The 21312-nt window shown below is 73.1% G+C and carries 15 protein-coding genes; 5 read left to right on the plus strand and 10 right to left on the minus strand.

Annotated features, from left to right (window positions below; translation table 11 throughout):
- Window positions 1-28 precede the first annotated feature (28 nt).
- Window positions 29-1444, minus strand: coding sequence for a type I glutamate--ammonia ligase (glnA, locus tag O7609_RS04475; RefSeq protein WP_269733603.1), 1416 nt, complete (start codon window positions 1442-1444; stop codon window positions 29-31).
- Between the two features lie 257 nt (window positions 1445-1701).
- Between glnA and O7609_RS04480 the strand changes: the two genes are divergently transcribed.
- A complete protein-coding gene (locus O7609_RS04480) occupies window positions 1702-2172 on the plus strand; it encodes an RDD family protein (protein ID WP_269743106.1) in 471 nt (156 codons plus the stop codon).
- A 243-nt stretch (window positions 2173-2415) separates the two neighbouring features.
- Here the strand turns inward: O7609_RS04480 and O7609_RS04485 are convergent, their stop codons facing one another.
- The 4 genes from O7609_RS04485 to lipB form a co-directional block, all read right to left on the minus strand.
- Window positions 2416-3108 carry a DUF4191 domain-containing protein gene (locus O7609_RS04485; protein ID WP_269733605.1) on the minus strand — a complete coding sequence of 231 codons (693 nt, stop codon included), beginning with the start codon at window positions 3106-3108 and terminating at the stop codon, window positions 2416-2418.
- A gap of 10 nt (window positions 3109-3118) precedes the next feature.
- Complete coding sequence (locus O7609_RS04490; protein ID WP_269733606.1) at window positions 3119-3343, minus strand: hypothetical protein; 225 nt, start codon at window positions 3341-3343, stop codon at window positions 3119-3121.
- Window positions 3344-3477: 134 nt separating this feature from the next.
- The gene (gene lipA / locus O7609_RS04495; protein WP_219089736.1) at window positions 3478-4425 is read right to left on the minus strand and encodes a lipoyl synthase; all 948 of its coding nucleotides are present in this window, start codon (window positions 4423-4425) and stop codon (window positions 3478-3480) included.
- Window positions 4426-4552: 127 nt separating this feature from the next.
- Entirely contained in the window at window positions 4553-5395 is an 843-nt protein-coding gene (gene lipB, locus O7609_RS04500; RefSeq protein ID WP_269743107.1) for a lipoyl(octanoyl) transferase LipB, read from the minus strand.
- A gap of 222 nt (window positions 5396-5617) precedes the next feature.
- On the opposite strand from lipB, the gene O7609_RS04505 reads away from it, so the two are divergent.
- Window positions 5618-7171, plus strand: coding sequence for a regulator (locus tag O7609_RS04505; protein ID WP_269733608.1), 1554 nt, complete (start codon window positions 5618-5620; stop codon window positions 7169-7171).
- 46 nt (window positions 7172-7217) lie between these two features.
- On the opposite strand, the gene O7609_RS04510 is transcribed toward O7609_RS04505, so the two are convergent.
- Window positions 7218-8117 (minus strand): Gfo/Idh/MocA family protein, encoded by a 900-nt coding sequence (locus O7609_RS04510; protein WP_269733609.1) that lies wholly within the window; start codon window positions 8115-8117, stop codon window positions 7218-7220.
- Entirely contained in the window at window positions 8114-8500 is a 387-nt protein-coding gene (locus tag O7609_RS04515; protein ID WP_269733610.1) for a 5-carboxymethyl-2-hydroxymuconate Delta-isomerase, read from the minus strand. The genes O7609_RS04510 and O7609_RS04515 overlap by 4 nt, the downstream gene beginning before the upstream one ends.
- Window positions 8501-8727: 227 nt before the next feature.
- Between O7609_RS04515 and glnII the strand changes: the two genes are divergently transcribed.
- From glnII to O7609_RS04530, 3 genes are all read left to right on the plus strand, one after another.
- Window positions 8728-9747 carry a glutamine synthetase gene (glnII, locus tag O7609_RS04520; RefSeq protein ID WP_269737012.1) on the plus strand — a complete coding sequence of 340 codons (1020 nt, stop codon included), beginning with the start codon at window positions 8728-8730 and terminating at the stop codon, window positions 9745-9747.
- A gap of 175 nt (window positions 9748-9922) precedes the next feature.
- Complete coding sequence (locus O7609_RS04525) at window positions 9923-11923, plus strand: hypothetical protein (RefSeq protein WP_269733611.1); 2001 nt, start codon at window positions 9923-9925, stop codon at window positions 11921-11923.
- 148 nt (window positions 11924-12071) lie between these two features.
- Window positions 12072-12788: a TetR/AcrR family transcriptional regulator gene (locus O7609_RS04530; RefSeq protein ID WP_269733612.1), complete on the plus strand. Its 717-nt coding sequence runs from the start codon at window positions 12072-12074 to the stop codon at window positions 12786-12788.
- A gap of 93 nt (window positions 12789-12881) precedes the next feature.
- On the opposite strand, the gene O7609_RS04535 is transcribed toward O7609_RS04530, so the two are convergent.
- The 3 genes from O7609_RS04535 to O7609_RS04545 form a co-directional block, all read right to left on the minus strand.
- Window positions 12882-13388 carry an ArsI/CadI family heavy metal resistance metalloenzyme gene (locus O7609_RS04535; RefSeq protein ID WP_269733613.1) on the minus strand — a complete coding sequence of 169 codons (507 nt, stop codon included), beginning with the start codon at window positions 13386-13388 and terminating at the stop codon, window positions 12882-12884.
- Between the two features lie 220 nt (window positions 13389-13608).
- A complete protein-coding gene (gene pulA / locus O7609_RS04540) occupies window positions 13609-19002 on the minus strand; it encodes a pullulanase-type alpha-1,6-glucosidase (RefSeq protein WP_269733614.1) in 5394 nt (1797 codons plus the stop codon).
- A gap of 226 nt (window positions 19003-19228) precedes the next feature.
- Window positions 19229-20929, minus strand: coding sequence for a carbohydrate-binding module family 20 domain-containing protein (locus tag O7609_RS04545; RefSeq protein WP_269733615.1), 1701 nt, complete (start codon window positions 20927-20929; stop codon window positions 19229-19231).
- Window positions 20930-21312: the final 383 nt, after the last annotated feature.

Consider the following 21312-nt stretch of genomic DNA (forward strand, 5'->3'; position numbering starts at 1 on the left):
CCGGTTCCCACCTGGCCGGCTTCGGCTCTCAGATGTCGAAGTACAGCTCGAACTCGTGCGGGTGGGGGCGGAGCTGCATCGGGGCGATCTCGTTGGTGCGCTTGTAGTCGATCCAGGTCTCGATGAGGTCGCTGGTGAAGACCCCGCCGGCCTGCAGGTACTCGTTGTCCTCCTCCAGGGCGTCGAGGACGGCCGGGAGGGAGGTCGGGACCTGCGGGACGCCGGCGTGCTCCTCGGGGGCCAGCTCGTAGAGGTCCTTGTCGATCGGCTCGGCCGGCTCGATCTTGTTCTTCACACCGTCCAGGCCGGCCATCAGGAGGGCGGCGAAGGCCAGGTACGGGTTGGAGGACGGGTCGGGGGCGCGGAACTCGACGCGCTTGGCCTTCGGGTTCGACCCGGTGATCGGGATGCGCATCGCGGCGGAGCGGTTGCGCTGCGAGTACACCAGGTTGACCGGGGCCTCGAAGCCCGGGACGAGGCGGTGGTAGGAGTTCACCGTCGGGTTGGTGAAGGCCAGCAGCGACGGGGCGTGCTTGAGGATGCCGCCGATGTAGTAGCGGGCGATGTCCGACAGGCCCGCATAGCCCTGCTCGTCGTAGAAGAGGGGGGCGCCGGCGCTCCACAGGGACTGGTGCACGTGCATGCCGGAGCCGTTGTCGCCGAAGATCGGCTTGGGCATGAAGGTGGCGGTCTTGCCGTTGCGCCAGGCGACGTTCTTCACGATGTACTTGAAGAGCATCAGGTCGTCGGCGGCGGCGAGGAGGGTGTTGAACTTGTAGTTGATCTCCGCCTGGCCCGCGGTGCCGACCTCGTGGTGCTGGCGCTCGACCTGCAGGCCGGCCTTGGCGAGCTCGAGGGAGATCTCGGCGCGCAGGTCGGCGAAGTGGTCGACCGGCGGGGCCGGGAAGTAGCCGCCCTTGTAGCGGACCTTGTAGCCGCGGTTGCCGCCGTCCTCGATGGCGCCGGTGTTCCAGGCGCCGGCCTCGGAGTCGATGTGGTAGTAGCCGGCGTTGGCCTTGGTCTCGAAGCGGACGTCGTCGAAGACGTAGAACTCCGCCTCGGGGCCGAAGAAGGCGGTGTCGGCGATACCGGAGGAGGCGAGGTAGGCCTCGGCCTTCTTGGCCACGTTCCGGGGGTCACGGCTGTACTGCTCGCCGGTGATCGGGTCGTGGATGAAGAAGTTGATGTTGAGCGTGGCGTCCTTGCGGAACGGGTCCAGACGGGCGGTGGACAGGTCGGCGACGAGGGCCATGTCCGACTCGTGGATGGCCTGGAAGCCGCGGATGGAGGAGCCGTCGAACATCAGGTTCTCGGCCGGGTCGAAGATGTCGGCCGGAACCGTGAAGTGCTGCATGATGCCGGGAAGGTCGCAGAAGCGGACGTCGACGAATTTCACGTCGTTGTCCGAGATGAACTTCTTCGCGTCGTCGGCGTTCTGGAACATCCAAGTCCTCCTAGTCCCGTCGTGACGGGACGGAATTGCAGCTTCAGGTCGCAGCCCGGTGCGGTGGTCCGCTGGGCTCGACCCTAGGCATGCGGGATTTCTCCAGCATGACCCGATTGTTTCGCCGATGTTAACCAGGTCGCGACGATCACCGGTGTCACCGGGTGCGCGGGTCGCGGCGGCATACGTTTCCGTATACCTCAAGGGTGCACCCGGCCGCCGTCGGGCGCGCGGGTCGGCCGGGTTACCGTTGTCGGGTGGACAAAAGGCAGGCAATCGGATCATGGCTCTCCGGCCCGCAGGCTGCCGCCGAGGAGCTGATGGGTGCGGACTTCGGGTACCGCGGTGAGCGGCTGGGGCTGCCGAAGGAGGGGCCCGGGTCGATCGCGCCGGTCGGGCGCCGGATCGTGGCGGTCCTCGTCGACTGGATGCTGTGCCTGCTCATCGCGTACGGCCTGTTGTCCGGTGGCGGGCCGACGAGCGCGGGCAACTGGGCGCTCGTCGTCTTCGGCACGATGTCGCTGCTGCTGGTCGGGACGCTCGGGATCACCCCGGGCAAGCGGCTGCTGGGGCTGCGCGTCGTCTCGGTGCACGGCGGCCGGCTGACGTTCCCGCGCGCGGCCCTGCGCACGCTGCTGCTGGTGCTCTTCATCCCGGCCGTGGTGTGGGACCGCGACTCCCGCGGCCTGCACGACCGGTTCGCACAGGCGGTCCAGGTCCGGATGTGACGCGGCGGCGGCCCGCCCGGCGACGCCGCCGCGCGGAGAGCGTGCCCTGCGGGGTGCGCCGTGGTGCGGTGCGCCGCGTCGCCGTGCTCCCCGTCGCCGTGCGTCGCGCCCCGTCGGTGGGCTGTGGCCGTTCGCGCGGTTCCCCGCAGCCGGCCCCGGGCGCGAGCCTCCCGGTACGCGAACGAGGGGGCCGGACGTGGGGTCCGGCCCCCTCGGGGGACGATATGCGCGCGGCGGTGCGGGTCAGCGGCGGTTGCTGGGGCCCTTGGGCATGCGCATGCCCTTCGGCATGGGGCCCTTGGGGACGGGCATGTTGCTCATCAGGTCGCCCACCGCCCGCAGACGGTCGTTGATCTCGGTGACCTGGGAGCCGGCCAGCACCCGCGGCTTCTTGACGATCGTGGTGCGCAGCTTCTTCAACGGCACCTCGCCCTCGTCGTTGCCGACGATGATCTGATGCACCGGGACGTCGCCGAGCAGGCGCGCCATCTTCTTCTTCTCCGAGGCCAGGAGGCCGCGGACGCGGTTGCGGTTGCCCTCGGCCACCAGCACGACGCCGGGCCGGCCGACGGCACGGTGCACGACGTCCTGGCTGCGGTTGATCGCGACGGCCGGGGAGACGTTCCAGCCCCGTCCGATGTTGTCCAGCACCGCCGCCGCCGCTCCCGGCTGGCCTTCCATCTGCCCGAAGGCCGCCCGTTCCGCGCGCCGTCCGAAGACGATCGCCACGGCGAGGAAGGCCAGCAGGAATCCGAGGATGCCCAGGTAGACCGGGTGTCCGATCAGGAAGCCGATCCCGAGGACGGCGCCGAAGGTGACCAGGCCCACACCCAGCAGGATGAACCCGATCCAGCGATCAGCCCGCCGGGTCATCTTGTAGGTCAGGCCGATCTGCTTGAGTCGCCCGGGATTCTCGGGTTGTTCCTTCCTCGCCATACGGAAGAGTTTACGTGGCCGGAGAAGTGCCTTCCGCTGTGGCCTCCAGCACGTGCTCGGCCTCGCGGCGGGCCCGGGCCCTGCGCCGGTCCTCCTGGACGGAGATCCAGGCGTTGCGGCGGGCGACGACGTGGCTGCCGCGCAGGAGGACGGCCTCCAGTGTCTGCAGGACGCCGGGCAGCCCCGGCCAGGCGGCGGTCACGGTGAGGTCGTCGCGGGCGGGAGCGTCCGGCATGGCGCAGCCTCCTGGGGTGACGGACGGGTGCGTGCTGTGGGTGACACCAGCATCACCCACCGGTGTTACCACCGTATGACCCGACCGTCACCACGGACCGGACATCCCTGGCCACCCGCGGCCCGCGGGAAGCGCTACGCCGCGGACTCGGCGTTCGCCGCGCGACGGTCGATCGCCTGCTGGTAGAGGCGTCCGGCACGGTAGGAGGAGCGGACCAGGGGCCCGGACATGACGCCCGCGTAGCCCATCTCCTCCGCCTCCTGCTGGAGCTCGACGAACTCCTCCGGCTTCACCCAGCGCTCGACGGGGTGGTGGCGCGGGGAGGGGCGCAGGTACTGGGTGATGGTGATCAGCTCGCAGCCGGCCTCGTGCAGGTCGCGCAGGGCCTGGCTGACCTCCTCGCGGGTCTCTCCCATGCCCAGGATCAGGTTCGACTTGGTGACGAGGCCGTCCTCGCGGGCGCGGGTGATGACCTCGAGGGAACGCTCGTAGCGGAAGGCCGGGCGGATGCGCTTGAAGATCCGCGGCACGGTCTCGACGTTGTGCGCGAGCACCTCGGGGCGGGAGGAGAAGACCTCGGCGAGCTGCTCGGGGACGGCGTTGAAGTCGGGGATCAGCAGTTCCACGCCGGTGTCCGGCATGAGGCCGTGGATCTGGCGGACCGTTTCGGCGTAGAGCCAGGCGCCGCCGTCCTCCAGGTCGTCGCGGGCGACGCCGGTGATCGTGGCGTACCGCAGCTCCATCTGCTGGACGGACTCGGCGACGCGGCGCGGTTCGTCGCGGTCGAGCTCGGCGGGCTTGCCGGTGTCGATCTGGCAGAAGTCGCAGCGCCGGGTGCACTGCTCGCCGCCGATGAGGAACGTCGCCTCGCGGTCCTCCCAGCACTCGAAGATGTTGGGACACCCGGCCTCCTGGCAGACCGTGTGCAGACCCTCCCGCTTCACGAGGGACTGGAGAGCGTTGTACTCCGGCCCCATCTTCGCCCGGGTCTTGATCCACTCGGGCTTGCGCTCGATGGGGGTCTGGCTGTTCCGGACCTCCAGGCGGAGCATCTTGCGACCGTCGGGTGCGACAGCGGACACGTCCGGCTCCTCAGCTTTCGATTCCTCGGCGCGTACCAGCGTACGCCCCGTGCTCGGTGTCCCCCGCACCCCGGTCGGCCGGGGGAAACAAGGTGGGCGGCTACCGATCGGTAGAACGCCCGTGCGATCAGACGGGCCGCGGCTCCGGCGCCGACTCCTCCAGAACGGCCCGCAGGTGCTTCTCGACCACGGGCAGCACCTCGGTGACGGGGACGGGACGGCCGAGCTCCCCGGAGAGCGAGGCGACCCCGGCGTCCCGGATGCCGCAGGGCACGATGCGGTCGAACGAGGTGTTGTCGGAGTCGCAGTTGAGCGCGAAGCCGTGCATGGTGACGCCCTTGGCGACCCGGATGCCGATGGCGGCGAGCTTGCGGTCCTCACCGCGCTGCCCCGCGTTGGACGGCGCGTACTCCGGGCCGGCCAGCCGCGGGTCGTACTCTCCCTCCTCGCCCGCCGTCGGCGAGGAGGGGCCCACCTCCTCACCCGTCGTCGGCGCCGAGGAGCCCAGCAGCCGCTGGTCGAAGTCGAGCGAGAGCCCGCCCAGCGCCGGCTTCTCGGGCAGCGGGTCGCCGAGGATCCAGACGCCGCTGCGGCCCTCCAGGCGGCTGGTCTCGACGCCGAACTCCGCGCACGCGCGGATCAGCGCCTCCTCCAGCCGCCGCACGTGGGCGACGACATCCACCGGGCGGGGCAGCTTGAGGATCGGATACCCGACGAGCTGCCCGGGCCCGTGCCAGGTGATCTTCCCGCCCCGGTCGACGTCCACGACGGGCGTACCGTCCAGCGGGCGCTCGCTGTCCAGCGTGCGGCGCCCGGCGGTGTAGACGGGTTGGTGCTCCAGCAGCAGGCAGGTGTCGGGGATCTCGTCCGCGAAGCGGGCCGCGTGCACCTCGCGCTGCCGCTGCCAGGCCTCGCGGTACTCGACCGCGTCCTCTCCGAAGCCCAGATGGACGTAGCGCAGCTCACTCACGGCGGCTCTCCCTCTCGACGTTCACGCGCGTCGCCGGTGACGCACCTGTCCCTCACTGTACGGCGACCCGCGGGCACACCGTCGGGCGTCCCCGTCTCACACGTATGGATGAATACCCGCCCGTGGCCACCGGAGCCCCTGCTCAGACGGCTACATTCACGCCCGTTCCGCAGGGCGCCCAGGCGTCCCCACCAGACCGACGGGCAGGAGACCGCACAGCCGATGCCGACGGAACGACCTGGGGCCCGCCCCTCCGCCCAGCGCACCCACAACCGGCAACTTGCCGCACTCATCGCGGAGGCGGGGTTCTCCAACGCGGGCCTGGCCCGGCGGGTGGACCAGCTCGGGCTGGAGCACGGGCTCGACCTGCGATACGACAAGACGTCCGTCACCCGCTGGCTGCGCGGTCAGCAGCCACGCGGAACCACCCCGGCGCTGATCGCCGAGGTCTTCACCCGCCGGCTGGGCCGCCGCCTGTCGGCGCAGGACCTGGGCCTCGACCCGTGCGCGCCCGTGTACGCGGGGCTGGAGTTCGCCGCGACGTGCACGGAGGCGGTGGACATCGTCAGCGGGCTGTGGCGCAAGGACGCCGGCAGCCACCGCGAGCTGCGCAAGATCGCGTTCACCCCGGCCGGGCTGGTGGTGCCGAGCCGGGACTGGCTCATCGGCCGCCCCGACGAGCACGTCGGCCGCGGTGAGCCGCCCGCTCCGCCTCCCCCCGTGCCGGTGAGGACGGGGCCGACGACAGCCGGGCCGCCGGCCCCGTCCTCACCCGCCCGCATCCCCGCCCAGTCCCGGCCCGCCGCGGCGGCGCATCGCGGGGCGAGGGGGGAGCGCCCCGAGCTGGTGGAGCGCAACCCCGGTCAGCCGGTCGGGGAGGGGGACGTGGCGGCGCTGCGTTCCGTGGCGGAGCTGTTCCGCTCGCTGGACGCGGCCCATGGCGGCGGCCACGCCCGCCAGGCGCTGGTGCGTTACCTGGAGCACGAGACGGAGCCCCTGCTGCGCGGGGCGTACGGCCACGCGCTGGGCCGCAGGCTCTTCGCGGCGGCGGCCGAGCTCACCCGGCTCGCGGGCTGGACGGCGTACGACGTCGCCGCCCACGGGCTGGCGCAGCGGTACTTCGTGCAGGCCCTGCGTCTGTCCCAGGCGGCGGGCGACCGCGCCTACGGCGGCCGGGTGCTGGCGACGATGAGCGAGCAGGCCGTCTACCTCGGGCACGGCCGGGAGGCGGTGCAGCTCGCCCGGGTGGCGCAGCAGGGCGTGGGGCCGGACGGCCCGGGCCCCGTCCAGGCGCTGCTGCACGCGGCGGAGGCGCGGGGACACGCGCTGCTGGGCGACGGGCGGTCCGCGGCGGCGGCCCTGTCGCGGGCGGAACGGTCGCTGGAGACGGCCGGACCGGACGGACAGGAGGAGGAGGGACGGCGGTGGGCGCGGGTGTTCGGGCCGGCGCGGTTCGCGGACGCCGCGGGGCACTGCCACCGCGACCTGCGGCAGTACCGCGCGGCGGCGCTGCACGCGGAGCGGGCGCTGCGGCTGAGGGAGCCGGGGCAGGAACGGGGCGCGGTGCTGACCCGGCTCGTGCTGGCCGGAGCGCGGCTGGGCCTGGGCGAGGTGGAGGAGGCGTGCCAGCTGGCGGCCGAGGCGGCGCGGGGGGCGTCGGAGCTGCGGTCGATGCGGGCGCACGAGTACGTGCGGGACTTCGAACGCAGGCTGGAGCCGCACCGGGACGCCCCGCCGGTGCGCGGCTACCGGGAACGCGTCGCGGCCCTGGGCTGACGCCCCCGGGCGGCCGGGGCCCGCCGACCCGCCGGGGACGTGGCGCTCAGGGCAGCCGGGCCTCCGCCGCCGCGAGGATCTCGGTGACGCGGAGCCCGTACGCGGCGTCGCAGGGGTGCGGCTCGTCGGCGAGGAGGGCGTCGATGGCGCGGCCGAAGGCGGCGGAGGCGGGGGCGTCGCGCTCCGGGAGCGTGGCCACGCCCGCAGCGCCGCGCAGCTCGGCGGTGACCCCGGAGGCGGCGGGCGGCACCGAGTGGCTGACGGTCGCGGTGCTGGAGGCGCCGGAGGCGTGCCGCAGCAGCAGGTGGACGGTGTCGCCGGGGCCGCGGGCGGCGGTCACGGCGGCCGGGTCCTCGGGGTCGACGTCGCCGAGCAGGCCGGTGAGCAGGGAGAGGGCGTGCGGGCCGACATCCCACAGGGCGCCCTTCTCCCGCCGCCAGGGTGAGGCGGCGTAGGGGCTGCCGCCCGGCTCGCCCTGGGGGTGGCCCGGGGCGAAGACGGGCGAGAACCAGTCGGCGCGGCCGGTGGTCCAGCCGCCGGTGAGGCGCTGCTCGGCGATCCAGCGGGCGGAGGTCTCGGCGAAGCGGAGGGTGAAGAAGACCACCGAGCGGACGCCGGTGCGCCGGACGGCGTCGACGACCTGCCGGGCCCCGGGAACGGTGGTGGCGAGGGGCTTGTCGAGCAGGAGGTGCCGGCCGTGCGCGGCGGCCCGGACGGCCAGGGCGGCCTGGACGTCGGGCGGGAGGGCGAGGGCGACGGCGTCACAGTCCGCGAGCAGGGCGTCCACATCGTGGTAGGCGCGGGCGCCGTGCTGCCCGGCGAGGGCCTCGGCGGCTTCGGGACGGCGGCCCCAGACGCCGGCCAACTCGACGCCGGGGTGGGCGGCGAGCGCGACGGCGTGGGTGCGCGCGGCCCACGTCCCGGTTCCCAGCAGGCCGAACCTCATGCGGACACGGCCTGGTCGCGGGCGTCCTCCTGGTGGGCGACGTAGGCCTGGCGGTCCAGGTCGGCGATGTGGACGGACAGGTCGAGGCGGCGTCCGGGCAGCGGGGCGACCCACTTACGGGCCAGGTCCAGCACGGCGCGGGCCAGCTCCGTCTTGGCCTCCTGGGTGCGTCCCGAGAGGACGGCGACCTCGATGTGGACCATGTCGACGTCGGTGTCGCCGCCGGCGATCACGCACTCCTCGACGGGCCGGAAGCGGGTCTTGCAGGCGGCGACCGAGGCACCGACGGTCTCCTCGGTGACGCTGTGCAGCTCCCGGCCGAAGGAGGGGCGGTCGAAGGTGGCGGCGAGCGGCGCCGCGTAGTCGACGGTGATCTGCGGCACGGTGGAAACCTCCTGTTGGTGCGTGGTTCGTGGGCCAGACTATGGCCTGCCTCACGGCACGGCGCGCCGCGGGGCGCCGCGAGGCCGGGACCTCCGCGCTCCGCGCCCTCGCGCGCGAGGGCGAGTTCACAGCCGTTTAACAGTGGAGCAACTGGCGGGAAATCGCTCCCGATGACGGTGGCATGCAGCGCGACACCCGCACCGAGCTGCCGAAGGACACCCCTCACGTGAGCTACAAGGCCGAGTACATCTGGATCGACGGTACCGAGCCGACCGCCAAGCTGCGGTCGAAGACGAAGATCCTGTCCGACGGCGCCGAGCCGCCCGTGTGGGGCTTCGACGGCTCCAGCACCAACCAGGCCGAGGGGCACGCCTCCGACTGCGTACTGAAGCCCGTCGCCTCCTATCCGGACCCGATCCGCGGTGGCGACGACAGGCTGGTGCTGTGCGAGGTCTTCAACATCGACGACACTCCGCACCCGTCGAACACCCGGGCGCTGCTGCGCCCGCTGGCGGAGAAGTACGCCGCCCAGGAGCCGATCTTCGGCATCGAGCAGGAGTACACCTTCTTCGACGGCGCCCGCCCGCTCGGCTTCCCCGAGGGCGGCTTCCCGGCCCCGCAGGGCGGTTACTACTGCGGCGTGGGCGCGGACGAGATCTTCGGCCGCGAGATCGTCGAGAAGCACCTGGACAACTGCCTGACCGCCGGCCTGGGGATCAGCGGCATCAACGCCGAGGTCATGCCGGGCCAGTGGGAGTTCCAGGTCGGCCCGCTCTCCCCGCTGGAGGTCTCGGACCAGCTCTGGATCGCCCGCTGGCTGCTGTACCGCACGGCCGAGGACTTCGGCGTCTCCGCCACCCTCGACCCCAAGCCCGCCAAGGGTGACTGGAACGGGGCCGGTGCGCACACCAACTTCTCCACCAAGGCCATGCGCGAGGGTTACGACGCGATCCTGGCCGCGTGCGAGTCGCTGGGCAAGGGCGACAAGCCCGCCGAGCACATCCGCGAGTACGGCGCGGGCGTGGAGTCCCGCCTGACGGGTGCGCACGAGACCGCCCCGTGGAACGAGTACAGCTACGGCGTCTCCAACCGCGGTGCCTCGGTGCGCATCCCGTGGCAGGTCGAGGTGGACAAGAAGGGCTACATCGAGGACCGGCGTCCCAACGCCAACGTCGACCCGTACGTGGTGACGCGGCTGCTGGTGGACACCGTCTGCACCGAGCTGGAGTCGCTCGACCTGGTCTGACACGAGCTGTCGGACACGGACTGTCGCAGAGCGACTGTCCGACACGGACTGTCGGGCGCGCGCCGGGGTGGCCGCCGTCCGACGCACCGGGGGCCTGTGGGGCCTTCCTCCGCACCGGAGGGAGGCCCCACAGGCGTCTCCGGCACGTGACCAACTCCGGGGTTGGCTCGTTCAGATGAACGTGGCCCTGAAGGATGCGACTACTCCCCCGTCCCCGTCCGCCGGTCCCGTGGATGTCGAGCGGGCCGAGGCGGCCCTCGTCGAGCACTACCCGCGGCTCGTGCGCCTCGGCTACCTGATCCTGCCGCCCTCGCTGGGCCGGCACCGCAGGTCCCTGACCGCGCACGCGCTGGCGCAGCGCGCGCTGCCGCGCGGGAAGGCGGCCAAGGAGGAGCCGCCGCTACCGGCGCAGCGGTCCGGTGAGCGGGCCGGCGCCGGTGCCGGATACGCGTATCTGCGGCTGCGGGTGGTGCGGGGCGCGCTGGCGGCACCGCGTCCGCCGCGGCTGGGCCGCTGGGAGCTGGGCTGGCTGCCGAAGCCGCGTCCACTGCTGCCGCAGGTGGCGGGGCTGCGGCTGTTCCCGGGGGCCGGGGGCGCGGACGAGGTCTCGCTCGAGCAGGCGCTCGCCGCCGTCAGCGGCCCGGGCCGGGCGGCGTTCGTGCTGCGCGGGCTGGAGGGGCTGGCGGACGCGGACGTCGTCCGGCTGCTGGACGTGGCGGGGGTCGCCGCGCCGGAGGAGGCGCTGGCCGAGGCGGACGAGGTCAGGGTTCCGGCGGGCAGCCGGGACCGTCCGCTGCTGGAGTCCCCGGAGTTCGACGCGTGTTCGCTGCGGGCCCGGCCCACCGATCTGATGCGGCGCCGCCAGCACGTCCGGGCCGCGGTGGTGGCGGCGGTCGCGCTCGGGGCGTGCGGGGTGCTGCTGGGTCTGCCGGGGGACGGCTGGGGGCCGCGGGGCGCTGCGGCGCCGGTGTACGCGCAGAACCCCTCGGCCGAGCGCGCGCTGGACCCGGGGAAGCTCCAGCGGATCGCGCCCGCCGCGTGGCGGGACTCCTCGCGGACCGACTTCTCGGTGTGGCCGACGCGCGGCGAACTGGCGCAGGACGAGGCGCTGCTGCGCCGGGCGCTGGCGGTGTGGGCCCGGCCCGGGGAGCAGGTGGCCGTGACCGCGACGCCGGGTACGGCCTCGGGCCCGGCCGCCGGTCCCGCGCACCTGCTGTACGCCGGCGAGGTGGACGGAGCCGCGGTGGTGCTCCTGTACGACGGGCTGCGGGTGGTGCGGTACGCGGAGCCCGTGGACGGTACGCAGGGGACGGTCGCGCTGGACTTCGCCCGGGCCGACGCCGCCCTCGCCGAGTCGGCCGGCGCCGTCCTGCTGACCCGCAGCGACGGGAACGCCCGCTACCTGGTGGCGCCCTGGGTGACGGGGCTGGCCCTGACGGACCTGCTGAACCCGCAGGACACGACGACGCCGGTCAAGCGGCGCGCCGACGGCGTCACCGAGCCGGTCACCAGCCCGCCGCTCGGGCAGCGGACGTGCACGGCCTGGTCGGCGCTGCGGGTGTCGACGGCGGAGCGGCGGCATCCGTACCTGCTGACGGACCTGGGCGAGATCATGCCCGCCCGGCTGACCTTCGGCGAGCCGGGGGCCGGGCAGCCGGACGCTCCGCTGGACGCGGGGGCGAAGACGGTGCTCGCCCGTGGCGCATGCGGGCTGAACGCGCTGGCCGGGGGCGGGGTGCGCACCGTGAACACGTGGTCGTTCGCCGCGCAGGAGCTGCCGGAGTCGAACGGCACGGCGCGCTGGGTGTGCACCCGGGCGGAGACGTGGCGCGGGCCCGGGTCGAAGACCTCGGTGCAGTTCCAGGCCCCGTCCGACGATCCGACGGTGCCCGGGGCGGTGCTCGTGCGGACGACGGACGAGCCGGCCTGCGGCCCCCGGGAGCCCCGGGTGCTGAGCGGGGTGCTGTGGAAGGCCTCGGGCGGCTCCTGGTATCTGCTGGCGGCGGGGAGTTCCGAGGTCTCGTCCATCACGGCCTCCGGCGGCGTGGAGGCCGCCGAGAGCGGCCGGCTGCTGGCCGTGCGGGCGTCGCAGGGCGCCGACGCCGAGCTGACGGCCTCGCTGGAGGGCGGGGGCGAGCTGAAGCCGCTGGAGGCCACCGAGGCCCAGGCCCCGTAGCCGCGCCCCCGGGCCCGTGCCGGGCCCCACGAACCGGACGCCCGTCGTTCCTCCTCCCCGCGACGGGCGTTCCGCACGTGCGGGGCCCGGTGGCCGGACGTCGCGGCGTGGTCTGCCCGCTCCCGGCGGCTCTCGTTAGGGTGATCTCATGACTACCGGGGTGCGGCGCAGAATGGGTGTCCAGGAGCGGCGGCAGCAGCTCATCGCGGTGGCGCTCGAACTGTTCAGCGAGCGCTCCCCGGACGAGGTGTCGATCGACGACATCGCGTCGGCGGCGGGCATCTCCCGCCCGCTCGTGTACCACTACTTCCCCGGCAAGCACAGCCTCTACGAGGCGGCGGTGCGGGTGGCGGCCGAGGAGCTGGCGGGGCGGCTCTCCGAGCCGTGCGAGGGGCCGCTGGGCTCCCGGCTGTTGCGCGTGATCGGCCGGTACTTCGACTTCGTCGCCAAGAACGGCCCCGGCTTCGCGGCGCTGCTGCGCGGTGGCATGGCCATCGGCCCGGCCCAGGCCAACGCCATGATCGACCGGGTGCGTCAGCGGGCCTACGAGGAGATTCTCCGGCATCTCGCGGTCACCTCCCCCGGCCCGCGGCTGGCGCTGGTGATCCGCTCCTGGGTGGGGCTGGCCGAGACGACGGCGCTGACCTGGCTGGACGGGCGGACGATCCCCCGCACCGAGCTGGAACGCCAGCTGGTGCAGGACTTCCTGGCGCTGGCGGGGGTGGCGGCTGCCACGGACGAGGAGACGGCTGACGTCGTGCGGCACATCGTGGCGATGGAGCCCGCCGACAGCCCGTTCACCGAGCTCGTCGACCGCCTGCTGGCCCTCGTGCCGGACGGCCGGAGCAAAGACTCCGGTTCCTAGGCCGGGCCCGGCTCACGCCGGGGTCGGCTGGCCCTCTGCCGGGCGGTGTCGCGGCCGATGCCGCAGCCGGGAGAGGGCTCAGCTGGCGCCCGTTCAGCCGCCGCAGGCGCACCCTGCGGCGGCCTTCGCGTCCGCGGGACTCTGCGCGGGGTCGAGAGCCTGCTCCTCGGGCGTGCAGCACGCGGTGGTGCCGCAGCACGCGTCCGGGGACGCCTCAGTCCTCTCCATGGTGTCGGCGTCGCCCTTGACCACGTACACCTCCCACGGCTCCTGCCCCGGGCCTGTCACCCACACCTTGTCCTGCAGGGCGTAACAGCAGGACGTGTCGTTCTCCTCGAACGTGGCCAGACCCGCTTCCTTCAGCCGGGTCGTGGCGGCGTTGACGTCCTCGGTGCTGGCGACCTCGACGCCGAGGTGGTCGAGACGGGTGTCCTCGCCGCTCTCGCCCTCGATGAGGACCAGCTTCAGCGGGGGCTCGGTCAGGGCGAAGTTGGCGTAACCCTCCCGGCGCTTGGCCGGCTCGGCGCCGAGGAGCTTGGAGTAGAAGGCGATCGAGCCTTCCAGGTCGGCGACGCGCAGGGCGAGCTGGACGCGGGACATGACGGTCTCCTCCGGAGTGGACGCTGCATCGACGAATGCCTATACAGATGAGACTGTCATCTATATAGATAGGTGTCAACATAGAGGAACGTCAAAGCAACCCGGTGCGCCGGCGCCCGGCCCGGAGGCGGCGCGCACGACGGCGGCCCGCCCCCGCGGTGGCGGGGGCGGGCCGTGGCGACGGGCCGGGGCGGGCCGAGGCCCGGGGGCCCGGGGCCGGTCAGGCGGCCGTGAAGACGGCCACGGTCCGGGCGGGGACGGTGAAGGTTCCGGTCTCCCGGTCGTGGGTGGCGGACTTGACGGCCGCGTCGGAGCCGGTGGCCTGCCGCTCGTGCAGGGCGTAGTGGGTTCCGGCGGTGGCAGCCAGACGCTGGTCCTGGCTGTCCGGCGTGGCGTTGAAGACGACGACGAGGTCGTCGAGACGCATGGTGATCACGCCTGGGGTCTCCCCTCGCCCGGACAGCGGGAAGCTCAGCCGCCGCTGGACGTCGGCCGTGCTGCCCAGGGAGAAGGCGTCCTCACCGGCCCGGATGGCGAGCAGGTCGCGGTAGGCGGCGGAGGCACCGTCGATCTCGGCGCAACCGGGGACGGCGTCGGGGTTGGTGAGGAGCGGCTCGGCGTAGGGCCACTTGTCCCGGTTGTCCCAGGCCGGGGGCAGCCCGCGGCCGAAGCCGTTGCCGCGTTCGCAGTTCCAGTTGAGGACGTTGAACCAGTCGCCGGAGTTGTAGCTGTTGCGGTCGAGCGACTTGCTGCGCAGCAGGTCGGAGCCGGCCTGGCTGAGGGCCGGGCCCTGGGAGAGGGCGGCGGTGGCCATGGCGAGGACCTGCATACGGGCGCGGTCGACGGCCGGGGTGTCGGCGGGCAGCTTGAAGGTGAGGGCGTCGTAGAGGGTTTCGTTGTCGTGGGCGTCGGCGTAGGCGAGGGCGTCGCCGGGTGCCTGGGCGTACCCGGCGGGCGAGCCGTTGTAGTCGACCTCGGCGCCGGTCAGGGTGCGGCCGGAGCTGTCGGTGAACCGGTAGTCGGCGAGGTTGCCGGTGAGGCCGACCTTGATGAGGTCCTGGTAGTGCAGGAGCCGGGCCTTCTGCTCGGCCTCGGTGCCGTTCGCGTCGGAGCCGTTGGGGTCGGTGTACAGGCCGGAGGCGAAGCCCTGGATGCCGGGGTCGGCGTCGAAGGGGCCACCGCCGCGGACGGCGTCGCGGGCCCGGTCGGAGAAGGTGGCGACGCCGGTTCCGGCCATGTTCCGCTGGGTGGCCTGCTCGAAGCGGGCGTCGTCGGCGACCTCACCGAAGTTCCAGCCCTCGCCGTACAGGATGATGTTCTTCCCGTCGACGCCGTCCTTCTCCAGAGTCAGTGCGTCGAGCGCGGCGCGGACGGCGAGGATGTTCTCCTTCGGGTGATGGCCCATGAGGTCGAAGCGGAAGCCGTCGACCTTGTACTCCTTGGCCCAGGTGACCACGGAGTCCACGGTGAGCTTGCCCATCATGGTGTGCTCGGGCGCGGTACCCGGGCAGCAGGTGGAGGTCGCCACGCCGCCGTCGGCCGTCAGCCGGTGGTAATAGCCGGGCACGATGCGGTCGAGGACGGACTTCTCGTCCTGCCCGGCGGCGTAGGTGTGGTTGTAGACGACGTCGAGGACGACGCGCAGGCCGGCGTCGTTGAGCCCCTGCACCATCCGCCGGTACTCCAGGGTGCGGCCCGGCCCCTCCGGGTCGGTCGCGTAGGAGCCCTCGGGCACGGTGTAGTGCAACGGGTCGTAGCCCCAGTTGTAGGCGTCCCGGTCGCGGATCTCGCCGACGCACTCCTGCTGCTCGGCCGAGTCGGCGGGGTGCGAGGCCAGGTCGCAGTCGGGGCGGGCCTGGTCCTCGGGGCGCTCGGGGGTGGTGGCGATGTCGTAGGTGGGGAGCAGGTGGACGTGGGTGGCGCCGGCGTCCGCGAGGCCGCGCAGGTGCGTCATGCCGTCGCTGTCCGGCTCGGTGAAGGCCAGGTAGCGGCCGCGGTGTTCGGCGGTGGGGTCGGCGGCGGAGAAGTCGCGGACGTGCAGTTCCTGGATCTGGGCGTCGCGCAGGGCGACGGCGCCCGGCTTGTCGAGCTCGTCCCAGCCCTCCGGGGCCAGCTCGGCGTCGTCGAGGTCGACGACGAGGCTGCGCCGGGAGTCGGTGGTGAGTGCCGTCGAGTAGGGGTCGGTCACGTCGTTGGTGACGACCTTCTGGACGGTGGGCGCCCACACCTTCACCCGGTAGCGGTAGGGCTTGTCTGCCCAGCTGCGGTTGCCCCGGACGCTCCACACGCCGGTGGCGTCGTCGCGGCGCATGGCGACGGTCCGCCCGCCGAGTTCGAGGGAGACGGACTGCGCGGTCGGCGCCCACACGGACAGCGTGGGGCGTCCCCGCTCGTCGAAGACGGGCCCGAGCTCGGCCTGTGCGGCCTTGCTGCCGTACAGGTCGTCCAGGACGCCGGGGAGCTGCACGCCGGTGGCGGCCAGCAGGGCGCCGTTGGGGGCGCGCCGGGTGGCGAGGACCTGGCCGCGCAGGGCCTCGCGCACCCGGTCGCGGTCACGCGGGTCGACGCGGAAGGCGGCGTACTCGGTCAGGTGCGGGTACTGCTCGCGCTGTTCCTCGGTGAGGCCGCCGGGCACGGGGGTGAGGCGCAGCCAGCGGCCCTCGTGGGTGAGGGTGCCGTCGTCGGCGAGGGCGATGCGGCCCTCGCGGTCGTAGAGGAGCTGTGTGGTGGCCGCGGCCGCGCCGTCGGAGGTGCTCCAGGCGAGGGTGTCGCGGTCGATCCACTGGGCCTCGGCCTTGCCGAGGTCGAGGTCCGGTGCACCGCCGGTGGTGGGCAGCAGGTAGCCGGGGGTGCCGGCGAGCTTCCACACCTCGCGGCCGTGGGTGGCGAAGTCGAGGGACTGGTCGGCGGCTTCGTCCTTCTCGTCACCGCGGTGGATGATGTAGCTGAGCGTGGTGGCGCCCTCGGCGAGCGGCACCTCGAAGGTGACCCCGTAGGCGTCGCTTCGGGCGGGGGCGAGCGGCTTAGTCCACTCGGTGGGCTCGGCGGCGCCGGTCCAGGTGTGCAGGCCCCAGCCGTCGTAGTCGCCGTCGGGGCGGTGGTAGTGGAGGACGGCGGTGGTCTCGTCCTGCGGCGGGTAGACGCCCTCGGGGCGGGTGTGCGCCGCGCCGTCACCGCCCTGTTCGGCCCAGACCTCACCGGAGCGGGCCAGGTCGATGGTGCGGGTGGCGCCGTCGGCGGTGCCGTCCTTCTCGATGGTGAAGGCGAGTTCGCCGCCGCGTTCGGCGTCGGTGGGCTTCACCCAGGCGAAGGCGCCGTAGGCGTCGCGGCCGGTGAAGGCGGCGGTGCGCTCGCCGGCGACGAGCCGCCAGTCCGCGTAGTCGCCCTCGGGCCGCTGGTAGTGGACGACGGCCCAGTCGCGCTCGACGGCGGAGGGTGCCTCGGGGGCGGGCGGCGTGCCGGAGACGCTCTCGGCCCGGGCGGACGCGGTACGGCCCGCGCGGTCCACGACGACGGCCTTGTACCGCAGGGGCGTGCCGGGGGCGAGCTCGGTGTCGAGGTGCTGGGTGACGGTGTAGGGGGCGTGGTCGGCGGTGCCGAGGGTCTGCCAGCGGCCGTCGCCGACCTGGGCGGAGAACACGACACGGCTGAGGGCGCCGCCGTCGACGTCGGCCGTGAGCTCGACGGTGCCGGTGGCGCCGCCGGCGGGCGCGGTGAGGGTGACGCCGGGCTCCTCGTCGGGGGCGGGCAGCGGCCGGTCGGCTCGGTGCACGGTGGCGGACAGGGGCGGGACGGTGATCTCGACGGCCCCGTCCCGGGCGGTGACGGTCTCCGTGTCCGTGCCGCCGTACAGGCGGGTGAACGCGGCGCCGTCGGTGGCGACGGGCAGCGTCACCGTGCGCGGCTCCTCCGCGTTGTTCAGGGCGACGAGGTACTCGACGGGCTGCTCGTCGGCGCCGAAGCGGGACGTGGCGTGGACGCCGGTGCCGTCGTCGGCGTACCGCTCGATCCGGGTGCCGTCGCGCAGGGCGGGGTGTCCGGCGGTGAGCCGGGACAGCTCGGCGATGGACCGGTACAGCGGGTGCCCGGTGTCGTAGGCGTCCTGGGCGTGGGTGCGCTCCGGGCTGCCGATCTGCCGGTTCCTCCCTGCGTCGAGGTAGTCGGGGATGCGGGAGGCGAAGAGGGTCTGGCGGGCGTCCTTGTCCCCGCCCGCGCCGGTGAAGCCCTGCTCGTCGCCGTAGTAGACCACCGGGTTGCCACGGCTGAGGAACATCAGCTCGTGGGCGAGGGTGGTGCGGCGCAGCAGCTCGGCGTCGTCGGCTCCGGGGTTGTCCTGGGCGACGAACGTGCCGATGCGGCCCATGTCGTGGTTGCCGAGGAAGGTGACCTGCTCGTAGGCGTTGGACCTGGCGGTGGTGTAGCGGTAGTCCTGCGCGAGGACGTCGGAGAGCGCGCCCGGGTCGCCGCTCCGGGACGCGAAGGTGCGGGCAGCGCTCTGGAAGGGGAAGTCGAGGGTGGAGTCGAGCCTGCCCTGGGTCACGTAGGGCGCGGTGACGGCCGGGTCGGCGGAGTAGACCTCGCCGAACATGAAGAAGTCCTCGTTGCCGCGCTTGGCGGCGTAGGCGTCGAGGGCCGTGGCCCACTGTGTCCAGAACTCCATGTTGACGTGCTTGACCGTGTCGACGCGGAAGCCGTCGATGCCGAAGTCCCGGACCCAGCGCTGGTAGATCCGCTCCATGCCCTCGACGACCTCGGGGCGTTCGGTCCACAGGTCGTCGAGCCCGGCGAAGTCGCCGTGGCCGGAGGACTCGCCCGCGAACGTCGAGTCGCCGCGGTTGTGGTACATCGTCGGGTCGTTGAGCCAGGCGGGGACCTTGAGGTCCTTCTCGTCCTCGGGCACGACCGGGGTGCGGGGGAAGGAGTCCTCGTCCACCTCGGGGAAGGACGTCCCGCCCGCGTGGTCGGCGTCGTCGAAGGGTTCGCCGTCCTTCGTCAGGTAGGGGAAGGCGCCCTGGGAGAGGTAGTGGGTGGAGTCGCCCTCGTAGCCCACCACGTCGGCGGTGTGGTTGGTGATGACGTCGAAGAAGACCTTCATACCCTTGTCGTGGGCGGCGTCGACGAGTTCGCGCAGCTCGTCGTTGGTGCCGAAGTGCGGGTCGACGCGGGTGAAGTCGGTGATCCAGTAGCCGTGGTAGCCGGCGGAGGCGTGCTCGCCCTCGCCCTGGACGGGCTTGTTCTCGAAGATGGGCGCCATCCAGATGGCGGTGGTGCCCAGGCCCTCGATGTAGTCGAGCCGGTCGATGAGGCCCCGCAGGTCGCCGCCCTGGTAGTAGCCCTTGTCGGTGGGGTCGAAGCCGGTCGTGGCGCGCCCGCCGGTCAGCCCGCCCCGGTCGTTGCCGGTGTCGCCGTTGGCGAAGCGGTCGGGCAGCACGAAGTAGAACTGCTCGCGGGTGAGCTCGTGCCGGGTCGCGGTGGCCGCGAGTTTGTCGTCGGACGGCGGCGGGGGCGCCGTCTTCGGGGGCTCGGCGGGGCCGCAGGCCGACAGGAGCGTCGCGAGGAGGCCGGCCACGAGGGCGGCGGCCGTGCCTCTGCGGCGCGCGGTGGGACGGTTCACGGCGGTGGTCTCCTTGAGGGAGGGATGGGCGGGTGGTGCGGGAGGGTTCCGGGAGGCACCGGGGGCGGTGCTGCGAGGTGCCGGGTGACGAGCAGCGGTTGCTGCGGGGTGGTGGGGGCCGCGAGGGGCCGGGGTGGGTGCTGCGGGTGGTGGGTGCTGCGGGGTGCGGGCCGCCCGGCCCCGTCGGCGGGGGCGGTGGACGAGGCCGGGCGGCCGGTCCGCCGGGTCAGGTGCGCCAGGTGTCGTCGAGCGTGACGCGGCCCTCCGAAGGCACCGTGAACGAGCGGTTTGCGCCGCTCTCCCAGGTCACGCCGCCGCTTCCGTCCTTGCGGATGTACTTGTAGGCGCAGGTGGTGCCGCCGGGCAGGTCGAGGTCGAGCTTCCAGACCGGGTAGGCGGCGGGGTCGAGCGCGGGGGCCGCGCCGGTGTCCCAGCCGCCGAGGGCGGAGCAGTCCCCGGCGACGTGGATGTTCTCGCCCCACTGGGTCGTCGCCTCGACGTTGAGGGAGACACCGGTGTCGGTGCCGGTGCCGCCGTCCGAGCAGTCCCGGGCGCCGGTGTGCAGGGCGAGCGCCGTGCCGGGGGCGAGCGTCGCGGTGAACCGGCCCGCGCCGTCCACGGTGACGGCGTTGCCGCTCTGCACGTCGCAGTACGTGCCCCCGGGCAGCGAGGTCTGGAACGTGTGGGTCAGCGAGGAGCCCTCGCGGTTGAGGGCGACGTAGGCGGCGTCACCGCGGCCGAAGGCGATGGCGTCGTTGCCGTTGTCCCACCAGTTCGTGACCGGCTGGCCGTGGGCGGTGTTGCGCAGGCCCACCATGGAGGAGATCTCCGGCCAGGCGTGCTGGCACGTCCAGCCGTCCTGGTAGCAGACGTTCACGGTGCCGCCGTTCGGCGGGCCGGCGTCCTTGTGGCCGAAGGCGTAGCCGGAGTGCACGTCGGGGGCACCGTAGGGCCAGGCGAGCATGAAGACGTGGGCGAGGGTGTAGTCCGCGCCGTTGGTGTAGTTGAGCGTGTCGCCGTGGCGCTCGGTGTCGTGGTTGGCGACGAACACCGCCGCCTGGTCGGAGTTCAGGTAGCCCCAGCTCTCGCCGAAGTTGCCGAGGTAGGCGAGCTTCTCGTTCTGGAAGACGCGCTTGAGGTCGCGGGCGTAGCGGAACTCCTGCACGTCGCCGGTGCCGAGGTACTCGTCGGGCTGGACGGCCTCGCCGGCGCCGTGGATGGCCTCCTGCTTCCAGTAGACGCCGGGGTCGGTGAGCTTGGCCTTGACGGCGGAGAGGTCCTCGGCCGGGATGTGCTTGACGGCGTCGACGCGGAAGCCGTCGACCCCGAGGGAGAGCAGGTCGTTCAGGTAGTCGGCGATGCGCTGGCGCACGTACTCCTTGCCGGTCCGCAGGTCCGAGAGGCCGACGAGTTCGCAGTTCTGGACCTGGTAGCGGTTGCCGTAGTCGATCGAGTCGTCGCGGCAGTCGTTGAAGTCCCCGTCACTGTAGGGCGCCGCGGGGTAGTCGTACTTCGTGTACGGCGAGCCGCCGGTGCCGGTGCCGCTGCCCGCGGACATGTGGTTGACGACGGCGTCGGCGACGACCTTGACGCCCGCGCCGTGGCAGGTGTCGACCATGGCGCGGAACTGGTCGCGGTCGCCGAGGCGGCCGGCGATCTTGTAGCTGACGGGCTGGTAGGCCGTCCACCACGCCTCGCCCTGGATGTGCTCCTGGGGCGGCGAGACCTGGACGTAGCCGTATCCGGCGGGACCGAGCGTGTCCGTGCACGCGCGGGCGACGGAGTCGAACGTCCAGGAGAACATCACCGCGGTGACGTCCTTGGTGCCCGGGGGCGCCGCCTGTGCCGGGGCGGGTGACTGGGCTATGAGCGCGCCTGCCGCGCTCGCCGCGAGGGCGAGGGCGGCGGCCGTGGTTCTGCGGACCACGATTCCTCCTGCCTGAGGGGAGCCTGCTGCGGATGCCTTCGCAGGCCACGCGCCGCGCCCGTAAGGCTGGTGAGGGGGAACGGCCCCGTGGGGTCAGAGGCCGTTGAAAATCCCTGAAAGAATCTGGAAGTCCTTCCGACGAGAGACCGTAGAAGACCCCGTCACCTCGGTCAAGACTCTGGACAAAGCCTGGAAACAGCACGGTTACCTGCCCGCAACCGCTATTGCAAGCGCTTGCAGACTGCTACCTTCCCCTCAACCCCGGCCCGGTGGGGACGGGGGTCCGCCAGGACCCCACGCGCCCGCCCCCGCCGGGCCGGGGCCAGGCCCGCGGCTCACCCGGCCGACGGCGCGTCGCCCGCGTCGCGCACGTGGTCGCCCGC

This window comes from Streptomyces sp. WMMC1477 (assembly GCF_027460245.1).
Classification (GTDB): domain Bacteria; phylum Actinomycetota; class Actinomycetes; order Streptomycetales; family Streptomycetaceae; genus Streptomyces.

Coding starts and splice junctions, on each gene's coding strand:
- glnA (WP_269733603.1), bottom strand. CDS start 1,444: ATGTTCCAGAACGCCGACGACGCGAAGAAGTTCATCTCGGACAACGAC.
- O7609_RS04485 (WP_269733605.1), bottom strand. CDS start 3,108: ATGGCGAGGAAGGAACAACCCGAGAATCCCGGGCGACTCAAGCAGATC.
- O7609_RS04490 (WP_269733606.1), bottom strand. CDS start 3,343: ATGCCGGACGCTCCCGCCCGCGACGACCTCACCGTGACCGCCGCCTGG.
- O7609_RS04505 (WP_269733608.1), top strand. CDS start 5,618: ATGCCGACGGAACGACCTGGGGCCCGCCCCTCCGCCCAGCGCACCCAC.
- O7609_RS04510 (WP_269733609.1), bottom strand. CDS start 8,117: ATGAGGTTCGGCCTGCTGGGAACCGGGACGTGGGCCGCGCGCACCCAC.
- O7609_RS04525 (WP_269733611.1), top strand. CDS start 9,923: ATGAACGTGGCCCTGAAGGATGCGACTACTCCCCCGTCCCCGTCCGCC.
- O7609_RS04530 (WP_269733612.1), top strand. CDS start 12,072: ATGACTACCGGGGTGCGGCGCAGAATGGGTGTCCAGGAGCGGCGGCAG.
- O7609_RS04535 (WP_269733613.1), bottom strand. CDS start 13,388: ATGTCCCGCGTCCAGCTCGCCCTGCGCGTCGCCGACCTGGAAGGCTCG.